Origin of the sequence: Amylolactobacillus amylotrophicus DSM 20534, from assembly GCF_001434555.1 — a bacterium.
Classification (GTDB): Bacteria; Bacillota; Bacilli; order Lactobacillales; family Lactobacillaceae; genus Amylolactobacillus; species Amylolactobacillus amylophilus.
Genome location: NZ_AZCV01000002.1, coordinates 228829 through 250140 on the forward strand (window position 1 = coordinate 228829; position 21312 = coordinate 250140).

The 21312-nt window shown below is 42.5% G+C and carries 19 protein-coding genes and 5 pseudogenes; 11 read left to right on the forward strand and 13 right to left on the reverse strand.

Annotated elements, in window-relative coordinates; genetic code table 11:
* Positions 1–118: 118 nt before the first annotated feature.
* Both FC62_RS03990 and FC62_RS03995 read right to left on the reverse strand, forming a co-directional pair.
* Positions 119–1048 (reverse strand): phosphate/phosphite/phosphonate ABC transporter substrate-binding protein, encoded by a 930-nt coding sequence (locus FC62_RS03990; RefSeq protein ID WP_054746298.1) that lies wholly within the window; start codon positions 1046–1048, stop codon positions 119–121.
* A 270-nt stretch (positions 1049–1318) separates the two neighbouring features.
* Positions 1319–1792 (reverse strand): universal stress protein, encoded by a 474-nt coding sequence (locus FC62_RS03995; protein ID WP_054746311.1) that lies wholly within the window; start codon positions 1790–1792, stop codon positions 1319–1321.
* Between the two features lie 180 nt (positions 1793–1972).
* Here FC62_RS03995 and FC62_RS04000 point away from each other — a divergent pair, with 180 nt between their 5' ends.
* The 7 genes from FC62_RS04000 (at position 1973) to FC62_RS04030 (ending at position 7155) form a co-directional block, all read left to right on the forward strand.
* Positions 1973–2761 carry a tyrosine-protein phosphatase gene (locus FC62_RS04000; RefSeq protein ID WP_054746297.1) on the forward strand — a complete coding sequence of 263 codons (789 nt, stop codon included), beginning with the start codon at positions 1973–1975 and terminating at the stop codon, positions 2759–2761.
* Positions 2762–2809: 48 nt separating this feature from the next.
* On the forward strand, positions 2810–3529 hold the full coding sequence (locus tag FC62_RS04005) for a GntR family transcriptional regulator (RefSeq protein ID WP_056945909.1): 720 nt from the start codon (positions 2810–2812) through the stop codon (positions 3527–3529).
* A gap of 316 nt (positions 3530–3845) precedes the next feature.
* On the forward strand, positions 3846–4322 hold the full coding sequence (locus FC62_RS04010) for a PTS sugar transporter subunit IIB (protein ID WP_056945908.1): 477 nt from the start codon (positions 3846–3848) through the stop codon (positions 4320–4322).
* A gap of 19 nt (positions 4323–4341) precedes the next feature.
* Positions 4342–5217, forward strand: a complete 876-nt coding sequence (locus tag FC62_RS04015; RefSeq protein WP_054746296.1) for a PTS mannose/fructose/sorbose/N-acetylgalactosamine transporter subunit IIC — start codon at positions 4342–4344, stop codon at positions 5215–5217.
* Complete coding sequence (locus tag FC62_RS04020; protein ID WP_054746295.1) at positions 5204–6016, forward strand: PTS system mannose/fructose/sorbose family transporter subunit IID; 813 nt, start codon at positions 5204–5206, stop codon at positions 6014–6016. The genes FC62_RS04015 and FC62_RS04020 overlap by 14 nt, the downstream gene beginning before the upstream one ends.
* Positions 6017–6039: 23 nt before the next feature.
* Complete coding sequence (locus tag FC62_RS04025; RefSeq protein ID WP_054746294.1) at positions 6040–6447, forward strand: PTS sugar transporter subunit IIA; 408 nt, start codon at positions 6040–6042, stop codon at positions 6445–6447.
* A gap of 399 nt (positions 6448–6846) precedes the next feature.
* Positions 6847–7155: a PTS sugar transporter subunit IIB gene (locus tag FC62_RS04030; RefSeq protein WP_054746293.1), complete on the forward strand. Its 309-nt coding sequence runs from the start codon at positions 6847–6849 to the stop codon at positions 7153–7155.
* An 84-nt stretch (positions 7156–7239) separates the two neighbouring features.
* On the opposite strand, the gene FC62_RS04035 is transcribed toward FC62_RS04030, so the two are convergent.
* The 5 genes and pseudogenes from FC62_RS04035 to FC62_RS04060 all read right to left on the reverse strand — a co-directional run bounded on the left by FC62_RS04035 (position 7240) and on the right by FC62_RS04060 (position 10835).
* The gene (locus FC62_RS04035) at positions 7240–7590 is read right to left on the reverse strand and encodes a type II toxin-antitoxin system PemK/MazF family toxin (protein ID WP_054746292.1); all 351 of its coding nucleotides are present in this window, start codon (positions 7588–7590) and stop codon (positions 7240–7242) included.
* Positions 7584–7850 (reverse strand): AbrB/MazE/SpoVT family DNA-binding domain-containing protein, encoded by a 267-nt coding sequence (locus FC62_RS04040; RefSeq protein ID WP_054746291.1) that lies wholly within the window; start codon positions 7848–7850, stop codon positions 7584–7586. The genes FC62_RS04035 and FC62_RS04040 overlap by 7 nt, the downstream gene beginning before the upstream one ends.
* Positions 7851–8013: 163 nt before the next feature.
* On the reverse strand, positions 8014–9168 hold the full coding sequence (gene nagA, locus FC62_RS04045; protein ID WP_056945907.1) for an N-acetylglucosamine-6-phosphate deacetylase: 1155 nt from the start codon (positions 9166–9168) through the stop codon (positions 8014–8016).
* A gap of 60 nt (positions 9169–9228) precedes the next feature.
* Positions 9229–10079: pseudogene (locus FC62_RS04050) on the reverse strand (AgaS family sugar isomerase).
* A gap of 15 nt (positions 10080–10094) precedes the next feature.
* On the reverse strand, positions 10095–10835 hold the full coding sequence (locus tag FC62_RS04060) for a GntR family transcriptional regulator (RefSeq protein ID WP_236693773.1): 741 nt from the start codon (positions 10833–10835) through the stop codon (positions 10095–10097).
* 175 nt (positions 10836–11010) lie between these two features.
* On the opposite strand from FC62_RS04060, the gene FC62_RS04065 reads away from it, so the two are divergent.
* Positions 11011–14232 carry a TIM-barrel domain-containing protein gene (locus FC62_RS04065; protein WP_056945905.1) on the forward strand — a complete coding sequence of 1074 codons (3222 nt, stop codon included), beginning with the start codon at positions 11011–11013 and terminating at the stop codon, positions 14230–14232.
* 645 nt (positions 14233–14877) lie between these two features.
* Here FC62_RS04065 and FC62_RS04070 read toward each other — a convergent pair.
* The 4 genes and pseudogenes from FC62_RS04070 to FC62_RS08340 all read right to left on the reverse strand — a co-directional run.
* Positions 14878–15477, reverse strand: coding sequence for a recombinase family protein (locus FC62_RS04070; protein ID WP_056945904.1), 600 nt, complete (start codon positions 15475–15477; stop codon positions 14878–14880).
* Between the two features lie 162 nt (positions 15478–15639).
* Entirely contained in the window at positions 15640–15906 is a 267-nt protein-coding gene (locus FC62_RS04075; RefSeq protein WP_056945903.1) for a hypothetical protein, read from the reverse strand.
* Positions 15907–16048: 142 nt separating this feature from the next.
* Positions 16049–16648, reverse strand: a pseudogene (locus tag FC62_RS04080) (IS3-like element IS1163 family transposase); the annotation flags it as partial.
* Between the two features lie 60 nt (positions 16649–16708).
* Positions 16709–16927, reverse strand: a pseudogene (locus FC62_RS08340) (GNAT family N-acetyltransferase); the annotation flags it as partial.
* 104 nt (positions 16928–17031) lie between these two features.
* On the opposite strand from FC62_RS08340, the pseudogene FC62_RS08510 reads away from it, so the two are divergent.
* From FC62_RS08510 to spxB, 3 genes and pseudogenes are all read left to right on the forward strand, one after another.
* Positions 17032–17208, forward strand: a pseudogene (locus tag FC62_RS08510) (helix-turn-helix domain-containing protein); the annotation flags it as partial.
* Between the two features lie 48 nt (positions 17209–17256).
* Positions 17257–17355 (forward strand): annotated as a pseudogene (locus FC62_RS08515) (IS30 family transposase); the annotation flags it as partial.
* Positions 17356–17660: 305 nt separating this feature from the next.
* The gene (gene spxB / locus FC62_RS04090) at positions 17661–19481 is read left to right on the forward strand and encodes a pyruvate oxidase (protein WP_056945902.1); all 1821 of its coding nucleotides are present in this window, start codon (positions 17661–17663) and stop codon (positions 19479–19481) included.
* 233 nt (positions 19482–19714) lie between these two features.
* Here spxB and FC62_RS04095 read toward each other — a convergent pair whose 3' ends face one another.
* Together FC62_RS04095 and FC62_RS04100 are read right to left on the reverse strand one after the other, a co-directional pair.
* Complete coding sequence (locus FC62_RS04095) at positions 19715–20434, reverse strand: IS3 family transposase (RefSeq protein WP_082611537.1); 720 nt, start codon at positions 20432–20434, stop codon at positions 19715–19717.
* Positions 20435–20604: 170 nt separating this feature from the next.
* Positions 20605–21102 (reverse strand): helix-turn-helix domain-containing protein, encoded by a 498-nt coding sequence (locus tag FC62_RS04100; RefSeq protein ID WP_056945900.1) that lies wholly within the window; start codon positions 21100–21102, stop codon positions 20605–20607.
* Positions 21103–21312: the final 210 nt, after the last annotated feature.

The window sequence follows — 21312 nt, forward strand, 5'->3', positions numbered from 1 at the left end:
AATTTTCGCCAAAATTATAGTGGCAAATAACTCTCATTTTGATTATTTACATACATAAAAACAGGTCTGTCGTAAACGGAACAATTTACGTCAGACCTGTTACTTTAATTTAATGGATTTATTGGCCGACTTTTTCGCTGTACTTACGTACGATGTCAAAGTTTGCATCCTTCGCCTTGACATAGCCTTCGTGGCTGTAAACCTCGGACACAATCTTGTGACCCGCTTTAGTCTTAGCAATCTTAATGAATGCATCGGCTAACTTGTCACGGAACTTATCACTCATGTCTGACCGAACACTGATAGTATCGTTTGGAATACCCTTAGTGAAGTAGATTGGGACAACTTTATCCATGATGTCAGGCACATCACTCTTCACAATGTTTCTAGCATCTTCGAAGACGAATGCTGCATCAACGTCACCGTTAAGTACTGCCATTACACCTTGATCGTGGCCCTTCACAGTGGTTAAGGTAGCATCTTTCTCGATATCAACGCCCTTTTCCTTTAATTCAGCAGCTGGGTAGATGTAACCAGATGTCGATGAAACATCTTGTGTTGCAATCTTCTTACCCTTCAAGTCCTTGATGTCCTTGATCTTGCTACCCTTCTTGACAATGATTTCTGACCGGTAGAAGTCAACGAGCTTGTCTGTCTGTTGACCACCCGGTTGCTTGATACCAAAGCGCTCAGCCTGGAGTAAGACATCTGCAGCCTTACGCTTGTGCGCCATCACGTAACCATCAGGTGGTAAGAATCCAACGTCAATCTTCTTTGAAGACATCGCTTCAACCATTGAGTTGTAGTCTGTTGAAACACTAACCTTCACAGGAATTCCCAATTCCTTCTTCAAAAGCTTTTCTAATGGGCGGGCTTTTGCTTCCAATGTGTTTGCTTGTGAGCTAGGTACGAACTGAACGGTTAAGGTCTTTGGTGTATAGCCGTCCTTCGTATCTTTGCTTTCGTTACTGCCATTCGAACATGCAGCAACCACGAACGCAACCAGCACAGTCAAAGTACCAAGAAGTACTTTCTTGAATGTCTTCATGTGTTAAATTCCTCCAAAAAATTTATATGTCATGTTCCAATGACCATTATATATCACGCGTACCACAATATGTAGTAATATTTCCATTCTAATAATCCCAGAGACGAACATTAGCAGTTAAACATCACTACAGCGATAAAAGAAGCTACCAAACTTGGGGGTTTGGTAGCTTCTTTACTTAAGTATCTTTTCATCGTTCTCTCAAAAACGGCAGCGATTACTTTTGTGAAAATTAGCGGTTAAAAAAGCCGTGTTATCGTTAAAAGATTACTATTTAACCTTATTGTTATCAAGGTCGGTTCTCACAATCAAGACATCGCTCAGAGCGTGCTGGTTCACGTATTCGGTGACCGAGCCCATCAGAACCCTCTCAACCGCATTTAGTCCAGTCGCACCCATGATAATCAAATCATTGTGGTGATCTTTGATGAAATCTACAGATATTACCCGCTTAGGACTACCATAACGTACGTGATAATCAACTTGTGCAAAACCGAACTTCTCCTGGGCAAAGCCAACCAGGTTCTGCAGGTAGGCTTCAGCATCCTGCGTCATTTGATAAATCGTGTCGCCGCCAATGAGTGAGTCCTGCATGTCACCCATAAACTGGCGCGTATCAATAATGTTCAATACGTCAACGTGTGTTTTATTAGCCATCGCGATTTTGATTGCTTTATCAAAGGCTCTCTCTGCAGTTTCAGAGCCATCGACGGGTACTAAAATATTCTGATAATCTGTTGTCATATCCATCATCTCCATTCGTAACTTCATTTTAGCATAGTTAATAGTTGCACCGCTTAATCCACAGCTAAAAATATTTTACACAAGTATCAACAAGAGGTGGATAATATAGTATAAGATAAGTTAGTATATATAGTGATGGCTATTAATAGCCAATAATTAGCTAGGTATAGGAGCGGGACAATGGAAAACAAATTAATCGGTATCAAGTCCGGTCGTAACTTTCGTGAGCTTGGTGGCTACCAAACATCTAATGGTAAGACCATTAAGATGCATAAAATACTGCGTAGCGGTCATTTGGCAGAGCTTGATGACGTTGATATTGGCCTCCTTAAGAACTATCAGCTGAAATACGATATCGACTTTCGTTCAAAGGAGGAGGTGGAGAAGGAACCCGATCGCGTGCCAGAAGGCGTGCAATACCTCTATAATCCCGTCTTCTCCAGTGACTTGACCGATAATTCGAAGAGTATTGATGAATTGTTGGAGGAGACCGATAGCGACCCAAATTTCGGCTTCAACAATATGATGCTTTCGTATGAAGATATTGTGACTAGTAGTGATGCGCAACACGCCTACCGGACCTTCTTCCAGTTTCTCTTAGAGAATACAGAGGAAAAAGAGACCCTGCTATTCCACTGCACCGCCGGTAAAGACCGTACGGGCATGGGAGCAGTCTTCTTACTGAATGCTCTCGGCGTGGACTTTTCTACCATTAAGCAAGACTATCTCATGAGCAACGTGACCACCAAGGAAAACTACGATCGCCTGACTAAATTAGTTCGCGATCGTGGTGGCAACGAAAATACCGTCCAAGCAGTGCAGGCACTGATGCGTGTTGATGAACGCTATCTCAATCACGCCATGAACATCATCAACAATAATTATGGTGGTTTGAACGAATATACTAAGAATATTTTCTGGATGGACCACGATAATATTAGTCAATTACGAAACATCTACCTGGCATAAATAAGTCAGGGTATTTTTTCACCCAAATATACTAATGGAGCGATACACATGGTAATTCCAAAGTACCTTAGAATAAAAAACGACTTAAAACAACAAATACTGAATGGCAAATTCGAATATGGCGACCTCTTCTACAGCGAGTCGGAATTAGAGAAGAAGTATCAGGTCAGCTCGATCACCGTCATCAGGTCCATTAAAGAGCTGGTCAAAGAGGGCTATCTGGTCCGCTATCAGGGAAAAGGCACATTTGTCTCACGTTCCAGGAAGCAAAGACCCGTGCGTCTAACCGACATCGAGGTCTTCACCGGCTCGTACGACCACGACAACGTCAAGGTCCTCTCGATCGTTAAGGGGAACAATTCCGAGATTCTGGAAGAAATGGGACTCACGCCACATGACAGCTACTACGAGTTCATCAGATTGAGGGAGGTTGCGGACATTCCGTTCATGCTCCACTACTCGTATATCCCCGCCCGCTTCGTGCGGGGTGACCTGAACGACAAGGAACGCTTCACCTCAATCTACAAGAGACTGGTTGAAGACTTCGGCATCCACCTCTTCGATGAGCCTTTTACCGAGGTGGACGAAATTGTGGCTCCCTCCTTACCCGAGGTAACGAACCTCTTGCACGTCGACAACAACCAACCCGTCGTCAAGCAGACGAAGAAGACCTTCCTCTCAGGCGAGGACAATGCCGTCGCGGAATACGTGATTGCCTACAAGAAATGGGGCTTCTTCAAGATCAAATATTCTACAATCGACGCATAGGTATATACCAAAAATATCAATTGGTCTGGTCCAAAGAGCTAATTTTCCTCCGACCATAAGAGAAAAGTTCCAAAAAAATATTTATTCAATATATCAAGTGCTTCAAAGCCCATCAAACGAGCCAAATGGCGGTTTGTCAGGGCTTTTTCTTTGCTAAATTTTGATGAATTGAGTTTTTTACGGGTAAAAATATATCATAAAAGCGGTTTCAATTTCCGAAAAACATATTACTATAATAAGTGAATCCGCGGTATTCGTGAATCAGTCAGCTCGAAATTCGGGTTTCATACTATTATTTCATTGGGAGGAAATAGATATGAGTATTATCGCAGTTCGTGTCGATGGCCGTTTAGTCCACGGTCAAGTGGCAAACTTATGGACAACCAAGTTGAACATTTCAAGAATTATGGTTGTTGACAATGATATCGTAAACAACGATATCGAAAAAAGTGGTCTTAAACTTTCTACACCAGCGGGTGTCAAGTTGAGTGTCTTACCAGTCGAAAAGGCTGTAAACAACATTTTGGCGGGGAAATACGACTCACAACGTTTATTCATCGTTGCACGGCGCCCACAAACCTTCCTAGATATGGCAGAAGACGGCGTACCGTTTGACACTATCAACGTCGGGAATATGTCTCAATCTGATGAGACTCGTTCCATTTCACATTCAATTAATGTGACCGATGACGATGTCAAAGCATTCGAAGCTTTAAACGCTAAGGGGATTAAATTAACTGCACAAATGGTTCCAAGTGACAACACCAACGACTTAATGAAGATGCTTAAATAATAAATAGGGGGAACTATAAATGATTTTATGGTGGCAGATACTTTTACTTACGTTATACGCAGGCTATCAAATTATTGATGAATTGCAAATCTATTCATCACTTTCTGCTCCTGTTGCTGCCGGCTTCGTTGCTGGCATCATCATGGGCGACGTCAAGAACGGATTAATCATCGGTGGTTCAATGCAATTGATGGTTCTGGGTGTTGGTACCTTCGGTGGTGCATCAAAGATCGATGCCAACTCAGGTACTGTCCTAGCTACAGCGCTCGCTGTTGGTCTAAAGATGGATCCACAACAAGCAATCGCAACGGTGGCCGTACCGGTTGCCGCATTGATGGTTAGTTTGGATGTTCTCGGTCGTTTTGCTAACACATACTTTGCACACAGAATCGATGCCAAAGTTAAAGCAAATGACTACAAGGGAATTGAAAGAAACTTCTTAATGGGTATTATCCCATGGTCATTCTCAAGAATGATTCCTGTTGGCTTGGCCCTAGCCTTTGGCTCCGGCTTAGTTAAACAAATCGTTAATTACCTGAATGGACCACTCAAATGGTTGGGTGATGGTTTAACCGTTGCTGGTGCCGTATTGCCAGCCGTTGGTTTCGCCATTCTGTTACGCTACTTACCAGTTAAGAAACACTTTGCTTACTTAATTCTCGGTTTCACATTCACCACGTTATTCACGACCATCTTTGGCTACATCCAAATGGCTACTGGTCAGATTAAGGGATTCACCGGTGTTATTAATGGTTTACCAATGCTTGCAATTGCCCTAATCGGTTTTGGTTTCGCCGCAGTTTCTTATCAGACAGGTCAGAAGATTGGTAACGCACCACGTGCAAACGGCTCAAATGACAATGATGAGGGGGAAATTGAAGATGACGAAATCTAACTACAAATTAACTGATAAAGACTTCCGTCAAGTTAACATGAGAAGTTTGTTCGGCTTCCAACTAGGTTGGAACTACGAACGGATGCAAGGATCAGGTTACCTGTACCACATCCTGCCACAATTGCGGAAGATTTACAGTGATGACACACCTGAATTAAGTGAAATGATGAAGATTCATACACAATTCTTCAACACTTCAAACTTCTTCAATACGATTATCACCGGGATTGACTTGGCAGTCGAAGAGAGCCAAGGAATTGAGGGTAAGGAAACAGTCTCAGGTTTGAAAGTTGGTCTGATGGGACCATTTGCTGCCATCGGTGACTCAATCTTCGGCTCACTCGTTCCAACTATCTTCGGTGCCTTAGCAGCATCAATGGCTGCTCAAGGAAATCCTACCGGTATCTTCATCTGGATTGCAGCTCAAATTGCCGTAATGGTCTTCCGTTGGGTCCAATTGAAGTTTGCCTATAAGGAAGGTGTCAACCTGGTTACTACCATGCAGGATAAGCTGAATGCTTTGACTGATGCTGCAACCATCATGGGTGTCTTCATGGTTGGTGCACTTGTAGCAACGATGGTTAACATTAAATTCGCTATCGTACCAAAAATCGGCGGTGTAACAATGGATATCCAGAACAACTTGGATATGATCTTGCCTCGTCTGCTACCAGCATTAGTTGTTGGTGGCGTATACTGGCTATTAGGTAAGAAAGGCATGACATCTACTAAGGCAATCTTTATTGTGTTAATTGTTGTCGTTGCCCTTTCCGCAGCCGGTATCGTTTCAAAAATGTAATTAATTAAAGGACAGAAATTAAAATGACAGAATTAGTATTGATTAGTCACGGAAACTTATGTGTTGAATTAAAGAAGAGTGCGGAGATGATTATGGGTCCACAAGAACATATTCACGCTGTTCCTCTCCTACCAGCCGAGGGTCAGGAAGATTTCCTCAAGAAGTTTGATGACTTAGTACAAGATTTTGATGACTACGTGGTCTTCTCAGACTTACTTGGTGGAACACCTGCCAATACAATCTCGAAACAGATCATGCTCGGTCGTGACATTCAATTGTACGCTGGCATGAATCTTCCAATGGTAATCGAATTCGTTAACAGTACATTAGTTGGTAACGAACCTGACTACATCGCAACAACTAAGGATAGTATCGTCAAGATCAATGATCTGCTGGCTGCTCAAGCTGACGATGATGACGAAGACGAGTAATAGTTTATTAGTCAAGCTAGAGGGGTCATTCAGCAAAGCTGGATGGCTCTTTTATTGTGGTAACCTTCATGAATGCAACACCCTGCACGCAACTTGTTACCATTCAAATCTATTCGACTTTCTGGCAACTTCTTTGCTGTTCGGGCGTTACCCGCAAAGTAATGCATTCTTTTTAAACGTGCTCTTCCTTGCAACACCCTCCGCACAACTTATCACCATTCAAGTCACCCAGTGACTTTCTGGTAATCTAGTTGTTGCTCAGGTGTAACCCGCCAGGAATCGCACTCTCAGTTATATTGACAACCGCTTCCAATAGGTTTAAATTGGTTAAGCATAATAATAAAATTTATGTTGAAAAGAACTAGTTCGTTAGATGATTAAAATTCGGGGGAATTTTCAATGAGTAAGGAAATTAAATTTGCTGCAGCCTGCGGCGCTGGTGAGAATGCATCCCACCAAATCAAGGATGCAGTTGAGACAGCAATGGCCAAGCGCGGATTTGCGGTGACTGTTGATGCATTTAAAACATCAGAGATTACACCTGATTTGCTCAGCAACTACGCTGGCTATTTAACGGTGGCCAACACAAAGCTCAACTTTGCACCAAAAGTACCTGTGGTTGATGCAGGCGCTGTATTATACGGCTTCGATGCCATGACAGAACCTGTTATTGACCAGATAGAAAAGTTATATAAAGCAACAAAGTAAGCCGCTTTCCTAAGTAAATGAAAAAGCCCGATTCAACTGAGAATCGGGCTTTTATTTACGATGAATTGAAAAATATTTCAGTAACTAAACCAATTGGAAAATTGTTCTAGCTTTAGCAATCACCATTCGTAAAGCACCACGCGGCAGTGATTCCAAGTACTGCGTCTCACGCACCTCATAGTCGATGGTGGTCAGTTGATCCAGAATGATTTTTCCTCTTGTTTGCAGCTCATCAGTGCCAAGACTGGACAAGTCAAGATAGAGTGGATAGGATCGTCTCGTTGTAGTAATTGGTGCAACAATTACTACATTGCTAGTCTGTGCAATCAAGTCGTGGCTAAGAACTAAGTAAGGACGTCGTCCAACCTGCTTGTGTCCAAAACGTGGTGCCGTATCTAACAGTAAAATATCCCCTTGTTTTGGTACTTTTACCATTCTTCATTACCTTGTGGCTGCCCCAAATCCCGCAATGTAACATGCTCATTTCGGTCCACACGATAGTCAGCAAAAAGCTCTTCGATTGTAAATTCTTCGACCGAATTTGCGGGTTCCACAATCAATTGCCTTCGGCCCAGCACTTCTCTAGGTGAGACACTTACCTCATCACCCACATCTACATGCAAGAAGTTGCTAAGATTCTTGGGTAGACGTAACCCACGACTATTACCCCACTTTCTGATTACTAGTCTTTCCATGGTATCCTCCTGCATAAGTTTAGTTCTATCCGCAAAACTAGTTATACATAATTATCCCGGCTTTAGCCAGTTAGCCAAACTTTTTATTTAAATATATCAGACAAAAACAGCAATCACTTCAATACAGTGATTGCTGTTTAACGTTTAAACTAAGTTACTCTAATTAAGCTTCGTACTTCTTGTCACCATCAATATAGGTTGCAGCAACGGTCATGTCTGGGTTTAAGACGATGAAGTCTGCATCTTTATCCGGTGCAATATAACCACAAACGTCGTCAATCTTCGCGCTCTTAGCCGGAACATAAGATGCCATCATCACAGCATCCTCAGGTGTAACAACATTCCAATCAACAATATTCTTGACACCATCCTTCATCTGCAGGATTGAACCAGCCAAGTTATCGCCATCCTTAAGTCTTGCCATCCCGTCTTTGACATAAACGGGGAATTCACCGAGGGTATAATCTCCATCTGGCATCATACCGGCCTTCATGCAATCGGTGATCAATGCAATATGTTCCGGACCCTTGGCGTTCACAAGCGCACGCACTACTGGTTCTTGGACGTGGTGCCCATCAGTAATCAACTCATCATCCATCAGACGAGTAGCCATTGCGGCGCCTGCCATCCCAGGGGCGTGGTGGCTCATTGGGCTCATTCCGTTGAATGTGTGTGTGAACATGCTTGCACCGGCTTCGATACATGCACGGGCCTGTTCATAAGTTGCATCCGAATGACCCAAGGCAACTACTGCACCGTCTGCAACGGCCTTTCTAGTAAATTCAGCAGCACCTTCACGTTCTGCAGCAATTGAAATCTTCTTCAGCATTCCGTGAGCAGATTCCTGCCATTTCTCGTATTTAACGATATCAGGATTGCTGAAGTACTTCGGATTCTGGGCACCCTTGTGCTTCTCTGTGTAGAATGGTCCCTCAAAGTGGATTCCGCGAATCTTAGCACCCTTGGCCTCGGTATAGTGTGCACCAATAATCTTGCAGACCTCATTTAAGTCATCGAAGCTTGCCGTCAAAGTTGTTGGTAACCATGACGTCACACCAGCCTTCAACAAGCCTTCAGACATTGCTTCGATTCCTTCCCAGTCCAAATCCATCACATCATGGCCCAAAAGTCCGTGAATATGTGTATCAACGTAACCAGGGGCAATCCACTTGCCCGGCTGCTCCACAATCTTGCCTGCCGGCTTGTTGTCCTCATGGTAGTAAACACCAAACTTACCATCGTCAGTCACTTCAAGGTAGCCACCGATTTCCGTAATGTTTTTTAAAAAGAACTTATCTGCATGAATATAGTAACTCACTATTACTTCCTCCTCAGGAATCTAAAAATTATTACTTGCACTTAATATTACTACACTAAACTAGTTAAATGGATGAATTGTGACACCCTTAACCACCCGGTTCACTGTGCCACTCGCCGATGGGGTATCTGGCGTGTTGCTAACCTTAATGGATGTCAGTAGCGACACCGTCTGGGCGACCATGACGTCTGCTAGCGCCAAGTACCCGTCTGGGAGGTCCGCCACGTCAAAATTAAACTGTGTGCCACTGAAATTATTGGCCTGTGGCATCCCCACCGAGACCACTACGGGCACAATCTCATCAGCCTTGATCTCCTCCATAATATCCACGTCATATTGGCGTGTATATTGCTCGTTGCTGACGAAGTCGAAGACCACTGTTTTGCCATCCAAGAATGACTTAGGACCATGCCTGAAGCCCATCGACGTATCAAAGATTGTTGCAACCTGCCCAGCCGTCAGCTCCAGAATTTTCAGCGCGGCCTCTTGGGTCAAGCCACCAAGGGTACCCGAGCCTAAGTAAGCGATACGGTTGAAATCTACATCAAGCAGTTGAGCGATCGTGTCCTCTCTCTTGATTACGCTCTCGCCGAGCCGTGCAATAGTATCGACGTACTCTTTCTTTGAGCTATCACCAGCTGTGTCAAAGACGAGCAACGACATGAGGCTCATGCAGGAGAAGCTACCCGTCATAGCAAAGCCCTTGTCGTTTGAACGCGCGCAGGCATCAACAACAACAGATTATTTACTTCGTTCTCCGCCTTTTGCGCTAAGTGGCCGTCTGGGGCGCACGTGATTGACACTTGGTAGATGGACCAAGTTTCGTGCCACAACTCAGGTTGTTGCTGAATCTCACGGGTCGTAATCACAGCGCCCATCTTAGTTAATTCTGCATCAGATTTACTAAACATATATGTCCCTCACGTCTATTTATTCTCGCCAGTCAACACCCGACGATTACTCTGTTTTGTGCGGTAAACAAAGTGATCGCCCCGTGCGACGGACTTAGTAAACTCGATTGGTACATTATGGTCGTTAATGGAACGGCGGTAAATGGTCAGACACGGATCATGCTCTGCAATCTCCAGCGCCTGCGCTTCCCTTGTGGTAACTGCTCCAGCTTCAATGTCCTCAAAGGCCATCACAACGGTCTCGTGAAAAGATTCTTTCATCACCACGTAGAGCGGCGTACCCGAAATCATCTGCATCGTTAGGTCAGGGAAATGCTCAATCGGGAGGTATGTTTCCTCAAAAATGAGGGGTTCATTATCCGCCATCCGTAATCTCGTCAAACAGTAAGCCTCCGCACCATCAGTCAGATTGAGTTGCTCACGCACCGGTTGTTCCGGGCGGATTAACTCTAGTGCAAGGTTAAAGGTGATTGGATTACGACCAGCATCCCTCATTTCTTGGGTGAAACTGTACATGGAACCCAGATCGGTCTGGTTGACTAAGCGGGGCGAGACGAAAGTTCCCTTCCCATGAAGGCGGTAGATAAGTCCACGCTGCTCTAAGTCATCAAGTGCTAAGCGAATCGTATTTCTACTAACCTCATATTGATCCATCAAAGTACGCTCCGACGGCAGCTTCGCATTACTCTCAAATTGTTCCCTAATCTTAGTTTGCAAATCGAGCATTACAAGTTGATACAGCGGTTTATTCATCATTATCACTTCACTTTTCAACTGGTTGGTACCACCTCTGTTAGTATATGAAGTTCCCACTCTAAAGTCAACCGTTTTCGCGCCACAAAATTATAAATAACGGATAACTCTAATATTTACTGAAGATTTAGAGATTTAACCGCGTAGGACACCGCTTTTAAGCTATAATGGAACTACTATGGAAAATCTATCAAGCAACTCCAAACAACCATTAAATACAATTCAGAAATTAATTCGATTGAAAAAGTCTGACACAAGCTACGACGGCGAATTCCTCTCCGGAGAGAAACTGCGAATTTCGTGGCTTTCAGAACAAATTCTCCGCGTACAGATTACCACAGGCGAATTACAGGACTATCCCATCCCTGACGAACCTGCGCACACGGCAAGGATGACAGTGCTGCCAGTAGAAGGTCCAGCCGAGGTCTTCAAAGCGAGTGAGCTGTTGGATACTGCCGAGAATTATCGGATTCGTTTTGGCCGCTACACGTTAATCTACAAGAAGGATCCAGCCGTCATGGCCCTCTATGATGAAGCCAAAAGTCGCTTTATTCTGCGCCAGGTGCTGCCCGTCAGTCTCACCCAGACAACCAGTACGGAAGTGTTGCATCAGGATACGAACGAATTCTACTTTGGTGGTGGCACGCAGAACGGGCATTTCAGCCACAAGGGCCACAAGATTAAGGTGGCTAACACGAATGTCTGGACAGACGGCGGCGTCTCCTCACCGAACCCCTTCTTCTGGTCCAATAGCGGCTTTGGTTTACTGCGCAATACTTGGCGTCCCGGCTTATACGATTTCGGTACAAATAGGAAGAACCAGACGGGTATCACACATAAAGATCCTACCTTTGATAACATCTATCTCCTGGGTGATTCCCCCGCCGAGATTCTCAAGCACTATTACGAACTAACCGGTCAACCCATCTTGTTGCCGAAGTTTGGCTTCTATGAGGCCCACTTGAATGCCTACAACCGCGACATCTGGGTGCAATCCGATTCGAAGAACGCCATCGAATTCGAGGATGGCGCAACATACGAGGAGTACCTCCCTCAGAAGGTGGCTGCCGATAAGGGCATTAAGGAATCACTCAACGGCGAGCACGATAATTATCAGTTCTCCGCCCGTGCCGTCATCGACAGGTACCAAAAGCATGACATTCCATTAGGCTGGTTCATTCCAAACGATGGCTATGGTGCAGGTTATGGCCAGACCGACACGTTCAAGGGTGACCTCAATAACCTGGAGGCTTTCGCAAATTACGCGAATAAACACGGGGTAGCACTCGGGTTGTGGGCCCAAAGCAACCTCCATCCAGTTGACCCCGCTAATCCCCAAAAAGGGGAACGGGATCTTAACGCCGAGATTAAGCAAGCCAATTTGGCGGCCTTAAAAACCGATGTTGCCTGGGTCGGTGCCGGTTACTCCTTCGGACTGAACGCATTGCAGGATGCCACGGTGGCTTTCACTACAGCTACAGCCGGCCAGACTCGGCCTTTTAGCCTCACGGTTGATGGCTGGGCTGGCACGCAGCGTTATGGCGCCGTTTGGACCGGTGACCAGATCGGTGGCGAGTGGGAATACATCCGCTTCCAGATTCCGACATACATCGGTACAAGTCTCTCGGGTCAGCCAAACGTTGGCTCAGACATGGATGGTATCTATGGCGGCGGTAATCCCGAGGTCAATGTGCGCGACTACCAGTGGAAGACCTTCACCCCTATCCAACTCAACATGGATGGTTGGGGAACCAACAGCAAGAATCCTTTCACTTTTGGCAAAAAAGCGACGCAGATCAATCGTGCGTACCTCAAGCTGAAATCACAGATGCTACCATACACCTATTCACTGGCCCATGAAGCACTGACGGGCAAACCAATGATTCGCGCGATGTTCCTCGAATTCCCTCACGAGAAGATTAACTACACCAAACTAGTCCAGTACCAGTACATGTGGGGGCCAAACTTCCTGGTCGCACCCATCTATACGGCTGAACAGAACAATGCCGGCAACTCACTCCGGCACAATGTCTACCTCCCAGATGCACACCAGATGTGGGTTGATTTCTTCACAGGCGAGAAGTACATGGGCGGAACTACGGTGGATAACCTCGTGTATGCCCACTGGCACACTCCGTTATTCGTCAAGGCCGGCGCCATTGTTCCGCTTACGCGCGCCAATAATAATCCAAACGAAATTGACCGTACTAACAGGATTTTCAACTTCTACCCTGCTGGTCGAAGCACTTTCACGTTAATCGATGACGACGGCAAGTCAACGGATTATCTGGAAGGTGCAGTAGCTAAAACCGAGCTAGAAAGCACACTCGTTGGCACAGAGCTGACCATCGACATCCACAAAACCACTGGTAGTTATGATGGTTTCGCCAAGGAACAAAGTACGCTGTTGAATATCCTCTGTGACAGACATCCAGGTGAAGTAACTGTCACATTAAACGGACAAGAGATTGATTTACCGGAGGTAGACAACCGCCTTTCATTTGACCAGGCAGAGATGGGCTACATGTACTGTGCTGAGTTTAGTCCATCTGAATACTTCGACCTTTTCAGCAGCAAAGTTAAGCAACAACACGCGCTACAAATCAAGCTACCACCACTCGATATCACGAAATACGCCCTGTCGGTAGACGTCAAGAATCTCACCTACGGTGCGAAGACAAGCTCCGCCCAGATTATCGATTCGGCCATGCGTGTTCCGCGCAACTTTGCGGTTGACTTAGCACAAACGGGACCAACATCACTGCACTTAGTCTGGCAACAACCTGAGCAAATCGATTCATTCGAAATTTTAGTTAACGGTCAACGCCACGTGAACATTAAAGGTAGTGACTTTACCGTAACGGAACTAGATTTCGACACGGTGTACAGCTTCAAGATTCGCAGCAAGCGATTGAACAAGGTCTCAGAATGGTCGGAACAAATCAAGGGGAAGACGAGTGCCGATCCGCTAACCAACGTAATTAAGGGTATCAAGGCATCTAGCAATGTCTTCGATCAACCAGAACGAGAGATTAAATACTTGGTCGATCAGAACCTAACAACCGAGTGGTCAACCGATCCAGAGACGGCGCTAGCAGACCCAGATAATGGCCAATTTACCGAGCTCACATTCGAGTTTGACCAACAATATCAACTAGATCACTTAGAATATGTACCAAGAACGGTAACGCAGCTTGGTGAACTGGAAGAGATTGCACTCAGCTTTAGTACAGATGGCCAGAACTGGTCCACTTTCGGTGCCCCAATCACATTCAGTGATGACGAAAAGGCTAAGGTTGTGCCACTAAATGGAACAAGGACCAAGGCAATTAAGTTACGTGTGTTGAAGTCGAAGGGTGATTTAGCGGCAGGTCGTGAGCTCTTCTTCTACCACTTATAAAATCAGATTAGATAAAAGAATTATTCTAGATGACTAATATAGCCACCTCCCGAGTTTGGGAAGTGGCTATATTTTTGTTCTGTTAGTTCCACAAGGCGACAAAAAAGTATTTTTAGTTTTCATTAATTTTATCATTGCATTATCATAGTTCAAATAGCATAATCGTATTATGTACAAATTAATCCAATAATATTTCGGTGAAGCTCATCCGATTGTCCTCCCTGAAATTACACAAATTAAGTTTAATATGATTTCTCACCAACAGATTTTAATTTGAATTATTGGAGGACTCTGCCTATAACTAGACATAGCACAGATTTATACACAAAAATAGTACGCCAAAACACTTTTAAAACAAACATTCAAGCTGGACTGACAACAACTCTTGTCGGTCGCAGTCCATATGATTGATCTCTTCTATTTTTTGTGGGACTGGTAGTCGTACTGGTCGATCACTGGTTAGATGACCGGCGGTAACCAGCAAGTTGCCACTAACCCACACGCCTAACCCGTCGCATATAGGCGAAAAAAAATAGCCACTTTCCCGGCATGGAAAGTGGCTATTGTGTCTTATTACTAGATTTTCTTACTTTGTCGCAAGTAAATTATAGCGTATCAAACCTTGAAAATGTCAAACAATGCCTTTCAAACATTCATCTCTCTTTTAATTTTATAGATAGTCATTCTGGAAACTCCAGTTTGTCGATATATTTCGACAATTGGAGTATTTTTTTTCAATAAGCTAACTACTTTTTCATATAATACTCGATACTTTGGATTTTTACTTGTTGCAGAATAAAGTGTGTTACTACCTTGATAGACTCCCCTAGCCTTGGATAGGTCAATTCCCTCACGTTGCCGTGATTTTATTTTTTTTCGCTCTTCTTCAGCTGTATATTTATATATTTCCATGACTAAGTTTGAAAGTAGCGCTTTTAAGTTCTTATCCTGAACACCATCAAAGGTTGGAAGATCAAGGATATTAATTACGGCACCTTTTGATCTAATTTCTTCAATTATAGTAGTTAAATCCTGGGAATTTCTCCCAAGTCTATCTAGACTAGTAACAACAACTTCGTCATCATCGTGAATATACTGCAACATTTCACGTAACTTAGGTCTGCTACGATCTTTACCTGATATCTTCTCTGCAAAAATCTTCTTTATTCCTAAACCTTCAAATTGTTTCAATTGTCGATCTAGGTTTTGATCAGTCGAACTAACTCTTGCATACCCAATTTGCATTTTTAATCCCCTTGCCGTTTGTACAACCCTGATTATACATTAAAATCAAAAATAAAAAAGCAGCTAAAAACCGCTACTTTTATAGTGTAATCTTGAAATCAAGATCAAATAAATATTTTGTCTATTCAGCCACACCCAGATTAGACGACAGTCCTCTAACTTTTATCTATCCGAGTCCTGATTACGTTGCTTTAACCGCTGAAGACGCTTTATTTTATCTCTTTTGGATATCTCTTCAGTTATTCCTAGCTCATCATGAAAATATTTGAGCGTGGTAAATTTAAACTTCGGAGGTAACTTACCACTTCCAACAATTGAGGTATAGTACTCATCAGCAAACCCATTTACTTTATTAATAATCATAGCTTTATTTTTGAGAATAAAGCTTACCTCTTTTGCGTTGACCTTTGGTTTTTTTATAATTAACATATCCAGACTCAGAGATAACTACCATTTTTGTTGTGTCAAGTCCTGGTGCATATCTAGAATCATTTCTCTGCTCCTATGTCAATAAATGGCACATCTTTTTCTAAACACTCGTTCTAATTCTGTCGGAATTAAACCAACTGATCTAATTTGAGGTTCGGATTACCAAGTCCTCAAAATTGGAAAAAGTTGTTTGAAAGGCAAACTCTCTCTTCAACAATGAGTGAAAAGCTTCAATTGGCCCATTATCATAAGGATAACCTTGTTTTGAGTATGAGTGGCTAATCTGATGCCGTTCAAGTAAAGTTTCAACTTCGTTGCTGGTGTACTGTGAACCCATGTCAGAGTGAAAATATTGTGGCTTTTGATGACATTCAAGCGCCTGATTAATCGTTTCTACAACTAACGTCGCCTCCATCTGACGACCAATCTTGAAAGCAAGAACTTGATGAACCTTTGGTTCGTAAATAGAACTGAGATAAACCCAGGTTCCTGGACGTAATTCCAAATAAGTAATGTCAGCACGCCATATCCTTGCATTGGGCTGGTGCTTGATTAAATTGGGGCGTTGTGAATGATCCACATGAGTGCCAGGTTTTTTAAATCGCCGATTCATTAAAGAGTGAATCTCCATTTCCCTCATTAATCGTAAAATTCGTTTTGACCCAACACAGATGCCTGACTTGCGAAGCACCATCGTTATTCGTGGATAACCATAGGCACGATAATTATTTTCCCAAATCATATGATACTCTTTTGAATCAGTCTCAGTATCCATACCTACACTGTCTATGATAAAATCTTTATTCTCATAAAAATTAACGGCATTAATATTATCTACATAGACTGAAAGTGTTAATTTGTCGTTTATTTGTTTTAGGTAATTAATTAATCGGCTACCAACACCTTGGTTTCTGTAGTTCATGTCAACAAATAATCCAGCTATGTAACCATCTAATTCGCCTAAAAAACCGATAGTTGTTTCATTATTCCTATACACAAAAATATTTGCTTCAGGCAACATTTTTTTAATGTGGTAGATTGTAAAATTAAACCGAACACTTGAATAAAAAGCCGCAGCGCCTTTAATGGTAATTGTCTAAAACAACCATAAAGGAACTGCGACTCATGACTAGTTTATCATCTCAAGAACGCACTGTCATTCAAACTTTACTCGAATTGAATTATTCTGTTCGTGCCATTGTGCGCTTTATTAAACGCTCTCCTTCAACCGTTTCGATTGAAATTCATCAAGTTACACCCTATAAAGATGAGATTGCTCATGCGTTGGCATATACCGAAAGAACACAAAATTGAAACAGTTAGCGCCAAAGAATTAGATCAAATTAATCATTGGATCAATGCGAGACCAATGAAAACACTCAACTGGCAATCACCACGAAAGGTTTTTCAGCAGTTTGCAGTGTTCGGTTAATTCTTGCAATCTACCAAATCCATTTGAGATTAATCAAGTATTTTTGATTTAGGAGTCTGGTCTAATGTTTACAACGTAATGCGATGTTTTGTCACAGAAATCTATTGTTAACTATTATCAATAAAACTTTATTAATAAGCTAACATGCTATACTTTGTGAAATGATGTTCATAAAACAAGCTGAATCATTTGATACCAAAACGATGAGCACAAGTGAATAAATCGTGAAAACGCTTGATATTAATTGTAAATTCGTATATAATTTTATTTGTCGGAATGAAAACGATTACAAAGCTTTCATGTTTAGGAGGAAAATAGTAGCATGTCAGACAATAAAATTTCGGCCGGATTAGCGGCATTGAAAGTTATGTCAGGGTGGGGCGTCCACACAATGTATGGGATTCCATCAGGTACTTTGAGTGGTTTAATGAATGCAATGGGTGATCCAGAAAACAAAATCAAATTCTTGCAGGTTAAACACGAAGAAGTCGGTGCTATGGCAGCTGTCATGCAGTGGAAATTTGGTGGTAAATTGGGTGTGGCCGTTGGGTCTGGCGGTCCAGGTGCAACGCATTTAATAAATGGTCTTTATGACGCGGCAATGGATAATATCCCAGTATTGGCTATTTTAGGCTCTAAACCAGTACGCGAGTTAAATATGGATTCGTTTCAAGAATTAAATCAGAATCCAATGTACGATAATATAGCTGTTTATAACCGTCGCGTCGCAACCGCAGAACAGTTGCCTCATCTTGTTGATGACGCCATTCGAACTGCAATTGCCAAACGTGGCGTAGCTGTACTAGAAGTACCGGCTGATTTTGGCTTTACAGAGATCGATGCTGACTCACTGTATTCGACGCCACTGTATTCATCAGGCGTAACTTATAAAGAATATAAGTCCGCACCAGTCGACGAATCAGATATTTCTGCTGCTGTCGATATTCTTAACCAAGCTAAGCGTCCAGTGATTTATGCGGGAATTGGCACGATGGGGCATGGATCAGCAGTTCAAGCATTATCTCGTAAAATGAAAGCGCCAATTATTACAACAGGTAAAAATTTTGAAACATTTGATTGGGATTTTGAAGGTTTCACTGGCTCCACTTTCCGTGTTGGTTGGAAGCCAGCTAACGAAGCTATTCTTGAAGCTGATAGTGTCCTGTTTGTTGGTACAAACTTCCCATTCTCCGAAGTTGAAGGCACTTTCCGAAACGTGAATAAGTTCATACAAATTGACAATAACCCAGCAATGTTGGGTAAGCGTCATCAAAATGACGTCGCTATTCTAGGGGATGCAGGTGAAGCGATTGCCGCCATTTTAGCTAAAGTATCACCCGTAAACGATTCACCATGGTGGCAGGCGAACGTGGCTAACGTCAAAAATTGGCGTGACTATATGAATAAACTTGAGCAAAAAACGGAAGGTGATTTACAGGCCTATCAAGTTTATAATGCTATCAATAAATACGCAGCAGATGATGCTATTTTCTCAATTGATGTCGGTAATGTCACTCAAATGTCCGTACGTCATTTGCACATGACAGACAAGAATATGTGGCGGACATCCCCATTGTTTGCCACAATGGGGATTGGTTTGCCAGGTGGAATTGGTGCCAAAAACACTTATCCGGATCGTCAAGTGTGGAACCTGATGGGAGATGGGGCATTCTCAATGACTTATCCAGATGTTGTTACTAACGTGCGCTATAAGTTGCCCGTCATTAACGTTGTATTTACTAATACAGAATACGGATTTATTAAAAATAAGTATGAAGACACGAATACGTACAATTTTGGTGTTGATTTCACAGATGTTGATTATGCTAAAATTGCCGAAGCGCAAGGTGCTGTTGGCTTGACTGTTAGTCGAATTGAAGATATTGATCAGGTGATGAAAGAAGCGCTTGATTATTACAATCAAGGTCGCGTAGTTGTGGTCGATGCAAAAATCACCAAAGACCGTCCTATTCCTGTTGAAACCCTAAAGTTAGACACTAATTTGTATAGCGAATCGGTTGTTGAGGCCTACAAGGAAAAATATGAAGCACAGGATTTAGTGCCATTCCGTGAGTACTTAGAAGCACAAGGTATGACGTCGAGATATATTAAAGACAATAACGACAATAAGTATAGTTTTTAATCTTAAAAAGTAATTTCGCCCGCGAAGTTGCTTTTTTTAATTGCAAAAATATGCTGTTTAATGCTTTTTTTGATAATCAGATGCAGACTAACTATTTAATGTTTATTTTATTTATATTTTACAATCTACCTATTCAAAAACTACTCGAAAAAGAAGGCGTCTCAGGAGAAAGCATCAACCTCTATATTCAAAAAAACGTAACAAAGATGAATTTGTTTTCGATTAGGAGTGGGTTAGGCATATTTTTGTATATACATATTTCTCATTTCATTTGGCGTTTGCCAGTTATTTGATTGTCTAATTCGTTTGTAGTTGTAGTAATTAACCCAATTTGATATTGCTTGTTCCAAATCTTGCTGAGTTTTATACCGATGATTCAATACAGTTCCCACCTTTAACTGATGAATTAGACTCTCTGTTGGTGCGTTATCACACGGAGATGATTTTCGGGACATACTTTGCTTAACTTTATATTTTTTTAGTGCTGAATGATATTTACCTGATTGGTATTGAGTCCCTTGATCTGAGTGTATAGTTGTCTTATATGGCACATCTTTAACCATTTCTAAGACGGGATTGAGCGACTCTAATACAAACTCGGTATTTGGATGAAGTGAGGTGCTGTAAGACAATATTTCTCCTGAAAAGAAATCGGTAAATAAAGAAATATAAATTCGTTCGTCGGTGGTTTGAGAGCCAAAGCGAGCTTCTGTAACATCAGTTCCAATCTTCTGTAGTGGCCTGTCGGTTGAGAATCTACCCTTGATGTGGTTCTTGCACTCTCCACCTTGACTACCTTCATAGCTGCTATATTTGGCTGTTTTTTTCTTGTATGAATGACTTAGTAAATCATTTTGAAACATAATTCTTAGAACCCTCTTGTGATTAACTGGGAGCTCTTCACGAGTCTCCCTAAGCTTGTTTACTAGCTGTGTTAGAGGTCGATAGCCCATACCCTCAGATTATTTATCAGTAGCCCTGATGGCTTTGATGTCTTCAATAATTGAGTAATCAGAATCAAAGTGTGCTCCATAATTTCGTTTTCGTGCATCAAAGTAACTGCTAGAACTCATTTTGGCAATTTTAAGTAACATGGATAATCTGTATTTGGGCCGCAGTGAATCTATTGCCTTGGCTCTTTCCTGGTTTGATCCATTACGGCCTTCAATTTTTTTAAGTAGGCATTCTCGGCTTCTAAATATTCTAGACGTTTTTTGAGTTCTTTGTTTTCTTCCGAAGGTGTTAACTTCTTCTTTTCAGTCATCGTGGGATCTCTCTTCCTGCGGTCAGAAAAGCCTTCGTATCCATGAAGGTCGTATTGATGTTTCCATTGCCAGATGGTACCTGCATTTGGGATATCAAAGTGATCGGCGGTTTCTGGATACGATGCTTTGTGCTTTTCCAACCAAGTTATGACTTTCATTTTGAAGGAAGAAGAGTAACTTGGCAATTTCTTTTTCCTGGTAATTCCATCAAGACCATGTTTATTCCATAAACGAAGCCAATTTAGCACGGTTTCTGCCTTTGAAATACCCAGAATGTGAGCAACAGTTGTTGAACCAAGACCGCTATTGTAAAGTCTGATAGCTTCAATTTTTGTTTCAATTTTATATTTGGCCATAAAAACCACTTAAGTTGTTTTTCTCCAACTTAAGGGGTTCAGTTCACATGCTGAAACTGGCATGGCTATTTTTCTGGACTCAAAGCACGTATAAGCGGACTCCAATTGGATATCCAAAGACTCAAGAGAGTGGATAGTTGGGCCTGAAGGCGCGTAATAATCAGTCTGATGTCTCTATTTTTAATTTGGTCATTATATTCTTGGCTATAA

What these genes read in the sequence shown, in the direction of transcription:
- FC62_RS03990 (WP_054746298.1), bottom strand. Translation starts at nt 1,048, where the DNA reads ATGAAGACATTCAAGAAAGTACTTCTTGGTACTTTGACTGTGCTGGTT.
- FC62_RS03995 (WP_054746311.1), bottom strand. Translation starts at nt 1,792, where the DNA reads ATGACAACAGATTATCAGAATATTTTAGTACCCGTCGATGGCTCTGAA.
- FC62_RS04000 (WP_054746297.1), top strand. Translation starts at nt 1,973, where the DNA reads ATGGAAAACAAATTAATCGGTATCAAGTCCGGTCGTAACTTTCGTGAG.
- FC62_RS04005 (WP_056945909.1), top strand. Translation starts at nt 2,810, where the DNA reads ATGGTAATTCCAAAGTACCTTAGAATAAAAAACGACTTAAAACAACAA.
- FC62_RS04010 (WP_056945908.1), top strand. Translation starts at nt 3,846, where the DNA reads ATGAGTATTATCGCAGTTCGTGTCGATGGCCGTTTAGTCCACGGTCAA.
- FC62_RS04015 (WP_054746296.1), top strand. Translation starts at nt 4,342, where the DNA reads ATGATTTTATGGTGGCAGATACTTTTACTTACGTTATACGCAGGCTAT.
- FC62_RS04020 (WP_054746295.1), top strand. Translation starts at nt 5,204, where the DNA reads ATGACGAAATCTAACTACAAATTAACTGATAAAGACTTCCGTCAAGTT.
- FC62_RS04025 (WP_054746294.1), top strand. Translation starts at nt 6,040, where the DNA reads ATGACAGAATTAGTATTGATTAGTCACGGAAACTTATGTGTTGAATTA.
- FC62_RS04030 (WP_054746293.1), top strand. Translation starts at nt 6,847, where the DNA reads ATGAGTAAGGAAATTAAATTTGCTGCAGCCTGCGGCGCTGGTGAGAAT.
- FC62_RS04035 (WP_054746292.1), bottom strand. Translation starts at nt 7,590, where the DNA reads ATGGTAAAAGTACCAAAACAAGGGGATATTTTACTGTTAGATACGGCA.
- FC62_RS04040 (WP_054746291.1), bottom strand. Translation starts at nt 7,850, where the DNA reads ATGGAAAGACTAGTAATCAGAAAGTGGGGTAATAGTCGTGGGTTACGT.
- FC62_RS04060 (WP_236693773.1), bottom strand. Translation starts at nt 10,835, where the DNA reads ATGATGAATAAACCGCTGTATCAACTTGTAATGCTCGATTTGCAAACT.
- FC62_RS04065 (WP_056945905.1), top strand. Translation starts at nt 11,011, where the DNA reads ATGGAAAATCTATCAAGCAACTCCAAACAACCATTAAATACAATTCAG.
- FC62_RS04070 (WP_056945904.1), bottom strand. Translation starts at nt 15,477, where the DNA reads ATGCAAATTGGGTATGCAAGAGTTAGTTCGACTGATCAAAACCTAGAT.
- FC62_RS04075 (WP_056945903.1), bottom strand. Translation starts at nt 15,906, where the DNA reads ATGTTAATTATAAAAAAACCAAAGGTCAACGCAAAAGAGGTAAGCTTT.
- spxB (WP_056945902.1), top strand. Translation starts at nt 17,661, where the DNA reads ATGTCAGACAATAAAATTTCGGCCGGATTAGCGGCATTGAAAGTTATG.
- FC62_RS04095 (WP_082611537.1), bottom strand. Translation starts at nt 20,434, where the DNA reads ATGGGCTATCGACCTCTAACACAGCTAGTAAACAAGCTTAGGGAGACT.
- FC62_RS04100 (WP_056945900.1), bottom strand. Translation starts at nt 21,102, where the DNA reads ATGGCCAAATATAAAATTGAAACAAAAATTGAAGCTATCAGACTTTAC.